Raw genomic sequence first — 15571 nt, forward strand, 5'->3', positions numbered from 1 at the left:
TTCGACCTGACGGCGACGCCAGGCGAGCAGGTGCGGATTCCGGCGCCGGGGATGTGACATGATCAACTTTTTGGGCGTCCAACTCACCCTCCTGATCGGCCCGACGGTGGCCGCGCCTGCGCCGCCGCTGCTAACCGAGGCGCTGCAGAGCGTCGAGGTTACGCACAGCGACGAGGGGCGGTCGGGCTTTCAGTTGGTCTTCCAGGCCGGTCGCGATGCGCTGACCGGGCTGATCGACTATCCGCTGCTGAGTCTGCCGCTGCTGCGCCCCTTCAACCGCGTCGTGCTGATCGTCACTTTCCAGGGCGTTCCCTCCGTGCTGATGGATGGCGTCATCACGCATCAGCAGTTGAACCCTGGCCGCGAGCCGGGGGCCGGACAACTGACCGTGACCGGCGAAGATGTGAGCGTGATGATGGACCTGGAGGAGAAGTCGGTCGAGCATCCGGCGCAGGACGAGACGATCATCGCCCTCAAGATCATCGCCTCGTATGCACAATATGGGCTGATTCCGACGGTGATCCCGCCCACGGTGATCGACCCGCCCATCCCGATCGAGCGGACGCCGGTGCAACAGGGCACCGACCTGCAATATCTTCAGCAGATGGCGGCGCGGCATGGGTATGTCTTCTTTGTCCTTCCCGGCCCCGCGCCGATGACCAACATCGCCTACTGGGGGCCGCCCAAACGCCTTGACCTTCCGCAGCCGGCGCTTTCGACCAACCTGGGCCCGGCCACCAACGTCGAGTCGATCGACTTTCAGTACGGCGCGCTGGAGCCGACGCTGGTCAGCGGACAGGTGCAGGATCGCCTCACCGGCCAGACCTTGCCGGTGCGCACCTTCGCCAGCACGCGGTTGCCGCTCTCTGCGCAGCCCGCCTGGTTGACGCAGCAACCTAATGTGCGCACGCGCGCCTTTCGCGAGAGCGGCCTCAACGCAGCGCAGGCCTTTGGCCGCGCCCAAGGCGTGACCGACGCCTCGGTCGATCGCGTCCTTACGGCGACGGGCGAGCTGAATGCGCTGCGTTACGGCGGGGTGTTGCGGGCGCGTGGCGTGGTGGGTGTGCGCGGGGCCGGCTACAGTTACAGCGGTTTTTACTACGTCAAGCGGGTGACGCACAAACTCAGCCGTGGAGAATACAAACAACAGTTCACGTTGGTGCGCGATGGGTTGGGAGCGTTGACGCCGGTGGTTCCGCCGTAGGTGATTATGTGATGCAGCTGAACCTGGCAATCCATAGAGCGGATCGAGTAAAGCGCCGACGGTGAGGGGTAGGTGCGGCTCACAGCCGCACGTCCTTGATGGCCTGCAGAGTCTTGGGGAATGCGAGCAAGCGCAGTGGGCCCTCACCCCCTGGCCCCTCTCCCAACGCTGGGAGAGGGGGAGAAGGAGCGCCTACGAGCAATGCGCCGGGTTCATCGTAGGTGCGGCTCGCAGCCACATGTCCTTGATGGCTTACAGAGTCTTGGGGAATGCGAGCAAGCGCAGGTGCGAACTGCGCCCTTGCTGCGGAAAGGTTTCATTGAGCTGCGTAACATGAGTTGTTAATTTTTTCATCTGACTGCCTATTTTCGATGGAATGAAAGGTGAATCAGGAACAAGATGAGGTGGGACAAGGTATGCGCACACGATGGATTCTTACGACAATCGGTTTGACTCTCTTCTGGTTGTTGATAGCAGCGACTGCGCTCACATTTGCACAAGAGGCGTCGCCCGCTGCGCAGGAGGAAGCAGTGGCGGCCGGCGTTCCCAGCGCCTGGGTCACGCCGCTGGAAATCGATTTTGGCCCGGTGGGCGTTGGCTTTTCCAGTGCGGTGCACACCGTCACCATCCGCAACACCGGCACGACGACGTTGACGAATTTCGCCGGCGGCGCGCCCTTCGATCCGCAGTTCAAAGCTTCTCAAAACTGTGCAGGCGGGGTGGCGCCGGGCGCCAGCTGTAGTTACTTTTTCCGCTTCACCCCTACGGCGGTGGGGGCCTTCACCACCACCTCGAACAGCTCGACCAACGCAGGCGACTTTGTCATCACCCTGCGCGGGCGAGGGGTGGGTGCGGGGCTGCATGTGACGCCGCTCTCGCTGGATTTTGGCCGCGTGCTCAGTGGCGCGACCGGCGCAACGCAGGTGGTCACAATTCGCAACACCGGCGCAACGACGCTGACGAACTTCGCCGGCGGCGCGCCCTTTGACCCGCAATTCAGTGCTTTTCAAAATTGCGCAAGCGGCGTGGCGCCAGGGGGCAGTTGTCAATACTTTTTCAATTTTAGCCCCAAACAGACAGGCGTGATTTCGACAAGTTCGAATTCATCCACCAATGCCGGCGCTTTTCAGATTGCGCTGCGGGGACGCGGGACAGCGCTGTTTTTCCCATTGTTTGATGACAAATGGGTCACGCCGCTGGACCTTGACTTTGGCCCGGTGGGCGTCGGCTTCACCAGCCCCTCGCAGACGGTGTATATCACCAATACAGGGCTATTTACGCTGACGAGCTTCGCCGGCGGCGCGCCCTTTGACCCCCAGTTCAGCGCCTTTCAGAACTGTGCAGGCGGCGTGGCGCCCGGCGCAGGCTGTCAATACACTTTCTTCTTCAAGCCGGAGTCGGCGGGCTTCTTCACGACAACTTCCAACTCTTCGACGAGCGCCGGCCCGATTGTCATTACCTTACGCGGGCAGGGCGTCGGCGCCAGCCATTCGGTTTCGCCGCTCTCTCTGGACTTTGGCTACGTGCCGGTCGGCAACATCAGCCCTCCCCAGGTGGTGACGATCACCAACACCAGCCCGACGACGCTGACCAACTTCGCCGGCGGCGCGCCGTTCGATTCCCAGTTCAATGCGACCCAAAATTGCGCCGGCGGCGTGCCTCCCGGCGGCAGCTGTCAGTACACCTTCACTTTCCAACCGAATGCACTGGGTCGCTTCACGACGACTTCCAGCTCCAGCACCAACGGCGGCCCGATCGTCATTCAACTGGCCGGAGGAGTGGCTCCGCCGACGCTCGGCATGCGCTTTGAGCCTCCCATCGCCAAGGTGGGCGAGAGCGTCACGCTGCGCTACCTGTTGACGAACACCAATCCATACATGGCGGCCACCGGCGTGGCGTTCAACAATGCGCTTCCCATCGGGGTGAAAGTGGCCTCGCCGGCCAACGCCACTGCTTCACCGGAGTGCAATGGGCCTACACTCACTGCTGCGCCGGGCAGTGGAAGCATCGCCATGAGCAACGCCGCCATCATCGCCGGAGAAACATGTGTGGTCACGGTGAAGGTCTTTGCTGAAGCGGCCGGCGACTTTCTCAACGCCCTCGCCGCCAGCTCCGTCAACGGCGGCGCCAGCAACGCCGCAACAGCCACATTCAAGGCGCAATATGTATTGAATCTTCCTCTGATCGTGCGGTGAAAGATGCGAATTGGAGATTAGAAATTGGATGATGGTAAAGAAGAGATTGGGAGATTTTCAAGAGGGACGTATGCAGGGAGGCGTCGATCACCGATCTCTCGATCCCCTGACCGCTTAATCTCCCAACCTCCTCCTGAAAGGATGCGCAATGCGACAGTTTTTCGGCAAATACCGGGGCAAGGTGGAAAACAACATCGACCCGCTGCAGATGGGCCGCGTGCAGGTGAGCGTGCCGGCGGTGTTGGGAGAAGGGACGCTGAGCTGGGCGATGCCCTGCGCACCGTTCGCCGGGAGCGGCGTCGGCTTGTTCACCGTGCCGCCGGTCGGCGCCAACGTCTGGGTCGAGTTTGAGGCGGGCGACCCTGATTATCCGATCTACAGCGGCGGCTTCTGGGGCCCCGGCGAGACGCCGGTGCTGCCGGCCTTGCCCTTCACCAAGGCCCTGGTCACCGACGCGCTCACGCTCAAGCTCGACGATACGCCGGGCGTCGGCGGGTTCACGCTGGAGGTCAACCCGCCCGCTGTAGCGGCGCCGATCAAGCTGGTGTGCAACGCCGCCGGCGTTGAGATCACCTGCGGCTCGGCCAGCGTCAAGCTCACCCCGGTCAGCGTCTCGATCAACAACGGCGCTTTGGAGGTGATCTGATGCCTGGATTTCTCTTGCACGTGGGCGCCGCGATCCTCTGCGCCCATGGCGGGCAGGCCCAACCCACTGCGCCCAACCCACGCGTGCTCGTCGGCGGCCAGCCGGTGGCGACGCTCAGCGCGCCTCACACGGTGGCGGGCTGCCCTTTCTCTACGCCGGGCGGGCCGATGCCGTGCGTCACCGCCCAGTGGATTTTGGGCGCCACGCGCGTCTTCGCCGGCGGCGCCCCGGTGTTGTTACAGGACAGCCAGGCGACCTGCGTCCCTAACGGCACGCCGGTCAATATCGTTATGACCCAGATGCGGGTCAGGGGGACCTGATGAACATTGCCTATCCCTACGCCGTCGACGGCGGCGGGCGCACAGCCCGCGCCGAAGACGAGGAGCACATCCGCCAGCTGATCGAACAGCTTCTTTTCACTGCGCCCGGCGAACGCGTCAACCGTCCCACCTTCGGCACAGGACTGCGCCAGTTGCTCTTTGCGCCCAACAGCCCCGAGCTGGCGACTGCGCTCGAATTCATGGTGCAGGCCGCGCTGCAAGAGGTGCTGGGCGAGTTGATCCGCGTCGAAGCGCTCGACGTCGCCGCCGAGGAAGCGACGCTGCGCGTCGCCGTGCACTACGTGGTGCAACGCACGCAGCAGCGTCAGGTCGTCGAGATTGAGAGCTAATTTGCCAGATCGTGAGCGAAGGCCATGAGCATTCCATTCCGTTGCGCCAATCCACGCCGCGCCCAGGTGCTGAGCACGGCTCCGGTCGCCCTCAACGGCGTCGATTTTCTAGAGGTGCTTGACCACGATGCGCCGCCGGGCGCGCCGCCGCAGCGCACGCTGCTCGTACAGATGATCAAGAACGCACCGTGGGGGGTGACCGCAGCCAACGTGCGCATCGAGGGCGGCGTGCGCGTGACCGGCGTGACCGTCGAGTGGGCGGTGCGCGCCTCGGACGCCGGCCCTGGCGACGTCGCCGCCGGCCGCATGACCGCCGCCGAACGCACCTTTTACAACAACCTTTCCAACGCCGACCGCATCCTCGTCGTGCGCACCGACCGGGATGGCGACTTTTCGACCTATACGCTGCGATTGGTGCGTTCCCTCACCGATGCGCGGCCGCCCGTCGGCTTCGACCCAATGCTGAGCGCCGTGGATTTCTTCTTCAAGGTGGAGTGCCCCAGCGAGTTCGACTGCGCGACCGACGAAGCGCCTCCGCCCGAACCTGCGCCGGAGCCGGTCATCGACTATCTGGCGCGAGATTACGCCAGCTTGCGCCGCCTGCTTTTCGACCGGTTGGCGGTGGTTGCACCGGAATGGCGAGAGCGCAACCCGGCCGACCTGGGCGTCGCCATCGTCGAAGGGCTGGCCTACATCGGCGACTATCTGAGCTATTTCCAGGACGCCGTCTCCGCCGAAGCCTATCTCGACACGGCGCGCAGCCGCGTTTCAATGCGCCGCCACGCCCGCCTGCTCGACTACGCGGTCGACGACGGCGCCAATGCTCGCACTTGGGTGCAGATCTGCGTGAACGTCGCTTCGCTCACGTTGCCCGCCGGCATGCCGCTGCTCACGCGCGTCGATGGCCTGCCGCCGGTGTTGCGCCCCGATTCCAATCAACTCGCTCGCGCCCGACAAGCCCGCCCCCTTGTCTTTGAAACGATGCACGCTGTGCAGCTTTTCCAGGCGCACAATGAGCTGCGCTTCTACACCTGGGGTGAGGAAGGGTGCCGCCTCTCCGTCGGCGCCACGCGCGCCACGCTGCGCGGCGACCTGACGGCCACGCTCAAGGCCGGCGACGTGCTGGTCTTCATCGAGCGGCGCAGCCCGCGCACCGGCTATCGCGCCGACGCCGACCCGGCGCGACGTCACGCCGTGCGACTCACGCGCGTCGTCGACGACAACGACCCGTTGGGCGGACAGTTCGCCGACCCACCCACCAATGCAGCCACGCCCGTCACCGAGATCGAGTGGCTGGCGCAGGATGCGCTGCCCTTCGCGCTCGATCTCAGCATGGTGCAGGTTCCCGCCGACGACCTCGACGCCGGCGGCGAGACGCGCCAACCGGCGAGCGTTGCGCTCGGCAACATCGTCCTCGCCGATCACGGGGAAACGTTGGACGCAGAGGATTTGCCCGCCGTCGAAACGCCGCACCGCTATCGACCGACGCTGCGTCGGCGCAACGTCACCTTTGCAGCGGACTTCGATCCCGCCGCGCCCGCCTCCCACCTTGTCAATGCGACCCTGCGCCCGCCGACCTTGCCGTCCGTGCGCTTGACCAGCGCCTCCGGCGAATGGCGGCCGGTGCGCGACCTGCTCAACAGCGACCGCTTTCAAACCGAATTCGTCGGCGAGCTGGAGCGCGACGGCAGGCTCTATCTGCGCTTTGGCGATGGCCGCACCGGTCGCGCACCGCAGATCGGCGAACGCTTCACCGCCGTCTACCGCGTGGGCGGCGGCCCGACGGGGAACATCGGCGCCGACGCACTGGCGCACCTCGTGACGACGGAAAGCGGCGTCCTCGATGTGTGCAACCCGCTGCCGGCGTTGGGCGGCCGCTCGCCGGAGTCGATGGAGGCGGTGCGGCAGTATGCGCCGCAGGCGTTTCGCCGCCAGGAGCGCGCCGTGACCGAAGCGGACTACGCCGCCATGGCCGAACGACACCCCGAGGTGCAGCGCGCGGTGGCGACGCGCCGCTGGACCGGAAGCTGGCACACCATCTTCCTCACCGTCGATCGCAAGGGAGGAGCGCCGGTCGACGCTGCGTTTGAAGATGACCTGCGCGCCTTTCTAGAGCGCTACCGGATGGCGGGACAGGACATTGAGATCGACGGGCCGCGCTTCGTGGCGCTCGACCTCGCCTTTCTGGTCTGCGTGGAGCCGGGCTACTTCGCCAGCCACGTCAAGGCGGCGTTGCTGGAGCGTTTCAGCAATCGCCTTTTGCCCGATGGTACGCGCGGCTTCTTTCATCCCGACAATTTCACCTTCGGCCAGCCGGTCTATCTCAGCCAGCTCGTGGCGACGGCCATGGCGACGCCGGGCGTGCGCTGGATCGACGCGTCGACCGGCAAGGGCAAACCGACCCGCTTCCAGCGGTGGGGAGAGGCTCCTCGTGGAGAGCTGGGCAAAGGGCAGATCGATATGGGGCGATTCGAGATTGCGCGCTGCGACAACGATCCCAATCGACCGGAAAACGGCCGGTTGGAGTTCATTATGGAGGGCGGCCTGTGAGCGATTCAACATCGATTATGCAAGACACACCGCGCACTACGCTTCATGCATCCTGCAACGCGCCCGGCCAGCCCAGGCTGCGCTATCGCCTGGGAACGCACCGCACGTTTCTGCGCCGCATGGTCGCCCGCCTTTCTCAACAGCAAAGCGAAGATGGCCGCCGACCGCTGGCGAAGTTGACCACGCGCGCGACGGACGATCCGTCGTTGGCGTTGCTCGACGCCGCGGCCACCTTGGCCGATGTGCTCACCTTTTACCAGGAGCGCATCGTCAACGAGGGCTTTTTACGCACTGCGACCGAACGCCTCTCAGTGCTGCACCTGGCGCGCGCCATCGGCTATGAGCTTAAGCCGGGCGTGGCGGCTTCGACCTACCTGGCCTTCACGCTCGACGACAGCCCGACCGCGCAGGAGGCGGTGACGATCCCGGCGGGGACCCAGGTGCAGAGCATACCGGTGAAGAAAGGCGAGCTGCCGCAAACCTTCGAGACGAGCGATGAGTTCATCGCCCATCGCGCCTGGAACTTGCTGAAGCCGCGCCTCACCCGCCCGCAGGACTTGAGCAAAGGCGCCAAAACCCTATACCTGGCCGGGGTGGACACGCGCCTGCAGCCGGGCGACTTTTTGCTCCTCGTCGGCGAAGAGCGGCGGAAACATCCCGGCAGCGAGCAGTGGGACTTGCGTCGCGTGCTGATGGTGGAGGCGAAAACGGGCGAGGGGGAAGGGTGCACCGTTGTGACGTGGGAGCCGGGTCTCGGCTCGGAGAAGCCGCCGATGAACCCCGCACAAGCGCCGGAGCTCTACGTCTTTCGCCAGCGCGCACGGCGCTTCGGCTTCAACGCGCCGGACTGGCGCACCATGCCGCTCGATGTGAAGCGCGAATACGTGGGCAATCCGAACCTTCCGCCCGATCAACTTCCCAAAAATTGGCCGGGCTTTGAAATCAAGGAAGACAAGACGCCGCTGTTGGAGCTGGACGCCGCCTACCCGAAGGCTGTTCCCGAAAGCTGGGTGGCGCTGCTCACGCCGGGGTATGCGGAGCTGTATCGGGTCGTGAAAAACGAAACGGTGGGCGTCGCCAACTTTGCGCTCACGGGGCAAGTCACGCGGCTCACGTTGGACACGCCCGAACATCTGAGTTGGTTCGAGCGCCGCGCAACGCTGGCGCTCGTCGAGGCGGAGCGGCTGACGCTGGCCGAGGAACCGCTCACGACGCCGCTGACCGGCAAACAGATCGACGTCGCCGGCGCTGTGGCCGATCTGCGGAAAGGACAGCCGCTGATCGTCAGCGGCAAGCTGACCGAAAACGATGAGCAGCCCACTGCGGTCGTCGTCTTTGTTGAAGATGTGCAGGTGAAATCCGGCTTCACGACCCTTGTCCTGAAGGAGCAAGGGCTGGGCGCTGCGCAATTCATCCGCAGCGCTACGACGATCTACGCCAACGTTGTCGCCGCTACGCACGGCGAAACGACCGGCGAGGCGCTCGGCAGCGGCGACGGCGGCCGACCTCATCAGCGCTTCAAGCTCAAAAAAGCGCCGCTCACGCATGTGTCGGCCAAGACGCCGGCCGGCGCCGTCTCTACGCTGACCGTGCGCGTCAACGGGGTGGCTTGGGAAGAAAAAACGTCGCTCTACGAGGCCGGGCCGGATGACCCTGCTTACGTGGTGCGCATCGCCGACGATGGGACGGCCGCCGTTTTGTTCGGCGACGGCGAGCGCGGGGCGCGATTGCCCACAGGTCAAGAGAATGTGACGGCCGTCTACCGCTTCGGCGTCGGACAGGTGGGCGAGGTGGGCGCGGGCGCGTTGTCGTTGCTCAAGACGCGGCCCCTCGGCGTGCGCGGCGTGACAAACCCGGTGGCGGCCGGCGGCGCCGAAGACCCGGAGACGCTCGACGCCGCGCGCGTCAATGCGCCGCAGACCGTGCTCACCCTGGACCGCATCGTGTCGCTGCAAGATTTCACCGATTTCGCCAACGCCTTCGCCGGCGTCGGCAAGGCGCAAGCCGCGGCCATCCGCTTTGGCGAGCAGTTGCGGATCCACCTCACCATCGCCGACGCCAGCGGCGACCCGGTGCAGCCTGGCGATCTGCTTTTTCTCAACCTGCGCAACGCGATCAACGCCGCGCGCGATCCCACCGTAAACGTAGAGATTGCGAGTTTCACGCCGCTCACGTTCCGGCTCAAGGCGACGGTGCAATACGATGCCCGTCGTCTTGCAGCGGACGTGCGCGCGGCGTTGGAGGAGGCGCTGCGCAAGACGTTTTCTTTCGCTCAGCGCGACTTCGGCCAGCCGGCGACCGCCGCGGAGCTGATGGAGGTCATGCACGGCGTGGCGGGAGTGATCGCCGTCGACCTCGATGAATTCGATTACGTCGTCGGCCCCAAGGCGACGACGCTAAAAAAGCCGGCTGGGTTGATGGGAACGTCGGTGAAGCAGAAGCTCGCGCAGAAGACCGGCGCCACGGCCGCTGCGTTGCTTCCTGCCCGCACGGCGCGACGCTTCGACGACGCAATTTTGCCCGCCGAGCTGCTGTTGCTCGACGCGGGCGGGGTCGATCTGACGCTCGTGAGCCGTTGAGCATAGAAGGTCACGCCTTCGTGCTGGAATTTGACAAAATGATCCTGCAGCCCGTAGGCGCTGTTCCGGCTGCGCTTGCTGGATTCACCCAAAAACCCTGCGATCTGCCGAGGCCGTGCGGCTGGGAGCCACACCTACGAGGATTGTCGGATGATTTTGTGAAAAACCGTGGAGCCGGGCCTTCGGCGAATTTTTCGCATCCAAAAGGAACGCCATGATGAGCATATCGCCTCGAGAACGACTTTACCAACTTCTACCCGCCATTCACCGCATTCGCGATGCGGAACGCGGCGAGCCGTTGCGCACCCTGCTCACCCTCATCGGCGACGAGCTGGCGAGCATCGAGGAGGACATCGCCGGCCTCTACGACGACTGGTTCATCGAAACCTGCGCCGAGTGGGTCATCCCGTACATCGGCGACTTGTTGGGCGTGCGCGGGCTGCATGCGCTGGTTGAGGCGGCCGGTTTCAGCCAGCGCGCCTACGTCGCCAACACGCTGCGTTACCGTCGCCGCAAGGGCACAGCGCCTGTGTTGGAGCAGCTCGCCCGCGACGTTACAGGCTGGCCCTGCCGCGCCGCGGAGTATTTCGAGCGGCTGGCGACGACGCAGCATCTCAACCATGTGCGGCTGCACAGCCCCGCCACCGCATCGCTGCGCAATGCGACCGCCCTGGAACTGACCGACGGCCCGCTGGAGACGGTCAATCACACTGCGGAGGTGCGCAACATCACTCTGGGGCGCGGACGCTACAATATCCCCAACATCGGGCTGTTTCTGTGGCGGCTGCAGCCCTATTTTGTGCAAGGCGTGACGCCGCAGCCGGTCGCCGACCCGCCCGATGGTCGCTATCGCTTCAGCCCGCTCGGAGACGACGCGCCGCTTTTCAACCGCCCGCGCACCGAGACGGAGATCGTGCACCTCGCCGAAGAGCCGGACCTGCCCGTTGCGTTGCGACGCCGCGCCCTCTACGCCGACCTCGAGGCGCTGCGCCTCGGCCTGGCGATAGACAAGCCCGCCGCCAGCGCCTATCTGGACGCCAGCCCCGCCTTTCAGGTGTTCGTCCCGAACGCGCAGGGGGCGCTGGAGCCGATTCCCGCGGAGGAAATTCTCATCTGCAACCTGGAGGACATTCCCGGCGAGATGGACTGGCGGCGTCCGCCCACGAGCAAGGCCTATGCGGGCCAGAGTCGCTCCATTCGGGTCGCGGTGGACCCGCAGAATGGGCGACTGGCCTTTCCCACCGGCGTCGTCCTCGCCGATCTGGCGGTGAGCTACGCCTATGGCTTTCCGGCGGACATCGGCGGCGGCCCCTATCCACGGCTGGAAACGCTCGTGCACGACGCCGACGCAGCGCTTTTCTCCGCCACCGTGGCGCAACGCGGGGGCGGAGACCACGCCAGCCTGGCCGACGCCATCGCCGCCTGGGCGAACGCCGCCGAGCCGGAAGGCGTCATCACCATCCTGGACAGCGCCACCTATGTCGGGCCGTTGCTCATCGCTATGGCGGCCGGTCGCTCGCTCGTCATTCAGGCGGCGGAGGGTCAGCGGCCGCTCCTGCGCGTGCAGGACGTCGGCGGCGCTCCGCAGCCCTGGATTGTGACCGGCGCAGACGGCGACGGCGCTTCGCTTACGCTGAACGGCCTCTGGATCGAGGGCGGCGTCGCCATCCAGAGCAACAGCCTGGAGCGGCTCAACGTGCGCCATTGCACGCTGATTCCCGGCTGGCGCATCGACGCGGCGGGGAATCCGCTCCTGCCCATGCAACCGAGCATCCGAGCGATTGGACCGAACCCCGATTTCCGGCTGGAACTGACGCGCACCGTTTGCGGCGCGCTGCATCTGGCGGCGGACAGCGACGGCCTGCTCGCCTGCGACTCGGTGATCGACGCCTTCGATGCAGCCAACGTCGCTTACGCGGGCGAGGATGGCGCAGGGGTGGGGCCGCCTGTCAGCTTCGAGCGCTGCACGGTGATCGGAGAGGCGCGCAGCCGACAGTTCGACCTGATTTCGGAGAGCATCCTTCTGGGCCGCGCGCTGGCCGAACGTCGACAGGTCGGCTGCAGTCGTTTCAGCTTTTTGGGCGAAGGCTCGCGCGCGCCGCGGCGTCATCGCTGTCAACCCGACCTGGCGTGGGAGGCCTACGCGGCTGCGCAGGGAAAGGACGTAGAGGCGCTCACGGCTGCGGAGCGACGCGCCGTTGCGCTGACCGTTGCGCCGACCTTCACCGCCGTTCGGTTCGGGCGTCCGGCCTATCTGCAGTTGAGCGCTTCCTGTCCATCGGCGATCACCCTGGGCGCGGAGGACGGCGGCGAGATGGGCGCGTTCCATCTGTTGCAACAGGCGCAGCGCCTCGCCAATCTGCGCACCGCGCTCGAAGAATACCTGCGCGTGGGGCTGGAAGCGGGCGTATTTCTAGAAGATTGAGAGACGATCTCTCCCTACTACGAGGAGCTACCTTATGCAAGGCGATTTCACCCGGTGGACTTTTGACCGCAGCAAACATTACAGCGGCGTCCTGAATCAGCAGGGTCGCGTCGCGCTCGATGCAGACTGGAATGAACAAGTCGCCATCGAGCAGTTCGACGCGCGCACAACGCGGCGGGATGTCATCGGCCTGTGTGGAGGCCCCCAAGGCGTTGACGCCGCCGGCGAGCCGCTGGCGGGCTTCGACGTGACGACCGACGGCGCCACGCTCACGGTGACCAGGGGACGCTACTATGTCGCCGGCGTGCGCGCCGAGAAGGAGCAGACCACGCCCATCACGGCGCAGCCCGATCTGCCGGTGCAGTCGCTGGCGCAGGTCGCCGGGTTGGCGCCAAACGCTGCGCTGCCTGAGGGCGCTTACCTCGCTTACCTCGACGTCTGGGAGCGCCACGTTACTGCGTTGGAAGACGCCTCGATCCGTGAGGTGGCGTTGGGCGGGCCGGATACGACGACGCGCACCCAGGTCATGGCGCAGGTGAAATTGCTGCGCGTAGGCGACGCCGGCGTCGACTTCACCTGCGCCGCAGCGAGCGCAGCGTGGGATGCGTTGATTGCGCCCAGCAGCGGAATGCTCCTTGCCCGCGCGGAGCCGGACGATCCGTCCGAAAGCGCGTGCGTCGTCCCCGCCAAAGCTGGCTACCGCGGGCTGGAAAATCAGCTCTATCGCGTCGAGGTGCACCGCGTGATCGCGCCCAATCGCCTGGGCCTGAAGTGGTCGCGCGAGAACGCCTCGGTCCTCGTCGGTTGGACAGGGCAGGACAACCTCAACCCCAATCGGCTCACCGTCAGCAGCGCCGGTCGCGACGCCGTGCTGGGGCTGGCCGCCAATCAATGGATCGAGCTGACCGACGACGCGCGGGAAAAGCGCAGAGAACCCGGCCTGCTGGTCCAGATCGTGCAGGTGGAAGGCAACGTCCTCACCATCGACGCAGGCGGGCAGAACGTGCTTTACAACGACTTCGCCGACAATCCCAAAATTCGACGTTGGGACATGTCTGCGGATGAAGGCGAGCTGGAGGTCACGCTCGGCGCCGCCGCTTTCACCGAGCTGGAGCAGGGTGTGCAGATTCGCCTCACGGCCGGGGTTTACCGTCCGGGCGACTACTGGCTGATTCCGGCGCGCACCCTCTTGGGCGACATCGAATGGCCGCGCACCGCCGCCAATCCTCCCCAGCCCATTCCTCAGCCTCCGCTGGGCGTCCGGCATGCGTATTGCAAGCTGGCGCTCTTTGATTTTGCCAACGGCGCATGGAGCAAACGCAGCGACTGCCGACGCCTCTTCCCGCCGCTCACCGAGATGATTCGTTTTTACGGCGTCGGCGGGGATGGACAGGAAGCAATGCCCGGCGCGCAGTTGGGGCAGCCGTTGCAAGTGGCGGTGACCAACGGCCAACAGCCTGTCAACAACGCTCGCGTGCGCTTTCGCCTCGTTCCGCAGAATGCGGCCGGCCAGCTCACCGGCGCGAGCGGCGGCGGCAAGAGCGTGGATGTGACCGCAGGCGCCAACGGCGTCTATTCCTGCACCTGGCAGCTCGGCCCCACCGTGCAAAACCAGCGCGTGGAAGCCTTTCTGGTCGAGATCGACGGCAAACCCTTCGTGGACAACGCCGGCGAGCCGCTGTTGCCCAGGGTCTTCTTCAACGCCAATCTCAGCCGCGCCAGCCAGGTGGCCTATGCAGCCGGCGCGTGCGCAGACCTGGCCCAGGCGCGCACCGTGCAGGAGGCGCTCGATATTCTCTGCGCGCGGCCGCGCGGAGGCGGCTGCTGCGTCACCGTCGGCGAAGGCGGCGACTTTCCGGACCTGACGACGGCGCTCAAGGCGTTGCTGGAGCGGGGCGAGCGCGATCTCTGTCTCTGTCTGCTGCGCGGCGAGCAGGCGTTTGCGGGCTTTGACTTTGAACAACCCGTCGATGCGCACGGGTTGCATCTTGAGATCAAAGGCTGCGGCGCCGCCACGCACATCCTCTGGAGCGAGCCGCTGCGGCTGCGCGGGGTCGATTCCGTGGCGCTGCGCGGGCTGAGCATCGAGCTGACGTTTGTCCCGGACAAGGACGACGCAGCGCTGCGCTTCGACCGCTGCGACCATGTAACCATCGCCGAGTGCCTCATTGAAGGCACAGTGGCGCCGGGGCGCATGGAGGGCAATGCCTTTGCACCGGGGGGAGCGCTCGTCGCCGTGGCCGACGGCGACGCCGTGCGGCTGAGCGACAACGCGCTCAACGCTGCGCTGCCCGAGACCTTCCCGCCGCTGCGCAACCTTTTCGACAGAGCAGGCGTCGGCGATCTGGCGGAGTTGTTTGCGCTGGCCGGCGAACGGGTGCAGTTGGCCGAATGGCGCGCCGCGGCCCTGCGCGTGGCGAAGGCGTTGGCGAGCGCCAACCAGGACAACCGCCGTCGCATGGCAGGGCAAATTCAAGAGGTGATGCGCACGCAGGAGGCGGTCGCCTTTCTCTCCGGCGCCGAAGTTATTCAAATCAGCAAGCTGGTCTTCGCCCTCAACGGTGAGCGCGTCGCGCCGGATGCGCTGTTCGATATTCTCCATGACCTGAGGCTCTCCGCCGTGAAAGCGCGCGCAGGCGCCGCTGTGATGCTCAACCGGCGCCGGGTTCTCGATGAACGCGAGCTGCAAAACCTGAGCGACCTGATCGCCGCGCTGGACGAGGATGATTTTATCCTGCTGGAGAACAATCGCATTGCCGGCGTCGTCAGCTTGTACGGCATGCCTGGCTCGCTGGAGATGATCGCGCAGACGGGGGGAGAGCTGCTCAAGCTGGACGCTCGACCGAACGAACCGGGCGGATCGAGATTGACGATCGTCAGCGCCTTTCTCGGCGCGTTGCAGCTGCGCGGCAACCAGCTCGTGCGCCTGGCGATCGGCCATGCCATGCTGGAGGAGCTTCGCCAACGCGCCGGCGGCGAAGGGACGGTTTCGCTTGCCGGCGACGTCTTCGCCCGGCTGCTGCTCGACGGCAACGTCTTCGAGGGGGTGGCCAATGTGACGCTGGGGCGGCATCTCAACGTGCGGGCCAACGAATTCACGCAGACGGCCGCGCCGTCCGGGCGCGTCGGTCTTGCCACCGGGGCTGCGCGTGTGCTCGGCTGGTTCGTGGCGGACTCGGCGACCTACATCGGCAACCAGGGAGTTGGGGAAGCCTCGGTGTTGGTGGATATTGCAAGGCTGAGCGAACGCGTGGCGAATTTGCAGATGCGGGTGAGTTGAAATCAGAAAGGTGGGACTTGTA

The 15571-nt window shown here is 65.6% G+C and carries 9 protein-coding genes; all 9 read left to right on the top strand.

Features of this window, described 5'->3' with window-relative positions; all coding sequences use genetic code 11:
* Nucleotides 1–58 precede the first annotated feature (58 nt).
* The 9 genes from Q0367_RS20085 (at nt 59) to Q0367_RS20125 (ending at nt 15549) form a co-directional block, all read left to right on the top strand.
* The gene (locus Q0367_RS20085) at nt 59–1204 is read left to right on the top strand and encodes a hypothetical protein (protein WP_297640007.1); all 1146 of its coding nucleotides are present in this window, start codon (nt 59–61) and stop codon (nt 1202–1204) included.
* 416 nt (nt 1205–1620) lie between these two features.
* Nucleotides 1621–3399 (top strand): choice-of-anchor D domain-containing protein, encoded by a 1779-nt coding sequence (locus Q0367_RS20090; protein WP_298984387.1) that lies wholly within the window; start codon nt 1621–1623, stop codon nt 3397–3399.
* A gap of 148 nt (nt 3400–3547) precedes the next feature.
* The gene (locus Q0367_RS20095; RefSeq protein ID WP_298984389.1) at nt 3548–4045 is read left to right on the top strand and encodes a phage baseplate assembly protein V; all 498 of its coding nucleotides are present in this window, start codon (nt 3548–3550) and stop codon (nt 4043–4045) included.
* On the top strand, nt 4045–4365 hold the full coding sequence (locus Q0367_RS20100) for a hypothetical protein (protein WP_298984391.1): 321 nt from the start codon (nt 4045–4047) through the stop codon (nt 4363–4365). Before Q0367_RS20095 ends, Q0367_RS20100 begins: the two co-directional genes overlap by 1 nt.
* Nucleotides 4365–4715, top strand: coding sequence for a GPW/gp25 family protein (locus Q0367_RS20105; RefSeq protein WP_298984393.1), 351 nt, complete (start codon nt 4365–4367; stop codon nt 4713–4715). Before Q0367_RS20100 ends, Q0367_RS20105 begins: the two co-directional genes overlap by 1 nt.
* Nucleotides 4716–4739: 24 nt before the next feature.
* The gene (locus Q0367_RS20110; RefSeq protein ID WP_298984395.1) at nt 4740–7265 is read left to right on the top strand and encodes a putative baseplate assembly protein; all 2526 of its coding nucleotides are present in this window, start codon (nt 4740–4742) and stop codon (nt 7263–7265) included.
* The gene (locus Q0367_RS20115) at nt 7262–9844 is read left to right on the top strand and encodes a putative baseplate assembly protein (RefSeq protein WP_298984397.1); all 2583 of its coding nucleotides are present in this window, start codon (nt 7262–7264) and stop codon (nt 9842–9844) included. The genes Q0367_RS20110 and Q0367_RS20115 overlap by 4 nt, the downstream gene beginning before the upstream one ends.
* A gap of 217 nt (nt 9845–10061) precedes the next feature.
* The gene (locus Q0367_RS20120; protein ID WP_298984399.1) at nt 10062–12269 is read left to right on the top strand and encodes a hypothetical protein; all 2208 of its coding nucleotides are present in this window, start codon (nt 10062–10064) and stop codon (nt 12267–12269) included.
* Between the two features lie 34 nt (nt 12270–12303).
* Nucleotides 12304–15549, top strand: a complete 3246-nt coding sequence (locus Q0367_RS20125; RefSeq protein ID WP_298984401.1) for a DUF6519 domain-containing protein — start codon at nt 12304–12306, stop codon at nt 15547–15549.
* The last annotated feature ends 22 nt before the right edge of the window (nt 15550–15571 follow it).

Origin of the sequence: uncultured Caldilinea sp. (assembly GCF_937128415.1) — a bacterium.
Lineage (GTDB): Bacteria > Chloroflexota > Anaerolineae > Caldilineales > Caldilineaceae > Caldilinea.

Coding starts and splice junctions, on each gene's coding strand:
- Q0367_RS20090 (WP_298984387.1), top strand. CDS start 1,621: ATGCGCACACGATGGATTCTTACGACAATCGGTTTGACTCTCTTCTGG.
- Q0367_RS20085 (WP_297640007.1), top strand. CDS start 59: ATGATCAACTTTTTGGGCGTCCAACTCACCCTCCTGATCGGCCCGACG.
- Q0367_RS20110 (WP_298984395.1), top strand. CDS start 4,740: ATGAGCATTCCATTCCGTTGCGCCAATCCACGCCGCGCCCAGGTGCTG.
- Q0367_RS20100 (WP_298984391.1), top strand. CDS start 4,045: ATGCCTGGATTTCTCTTGCACGTGGGCGCCGCGATCCTCTGCGCCCAT.
- Q0367_RS20105 (WP_298984393.1), top strand. CDS start 4,365: ATGAACATTGCCTATCCCTACGCCGTCGACGGCGGCGGGCGCACAGCC.
- Q0367_RS20120 (WP_298984399.1), top strand. CDS start 10,062: ATGAGCATATCGCCTCGAGAACGACTTTACCAACTTCTACCCGCCATT.
- Q0367_RS20125 (WP_298984401.1), top strand. CDS start 12,304: ATGCAAGGCGATTTCACCCGGTGGACTTTTGACCGCAGCAAACATTAC.
- Q0367_RS20095 (WP_298984389.1), top strand. CDS start 3,548: ATGCGACAGTTTTTCGGCAAATACCGGGGCAAGGTGGAAAACAACATC.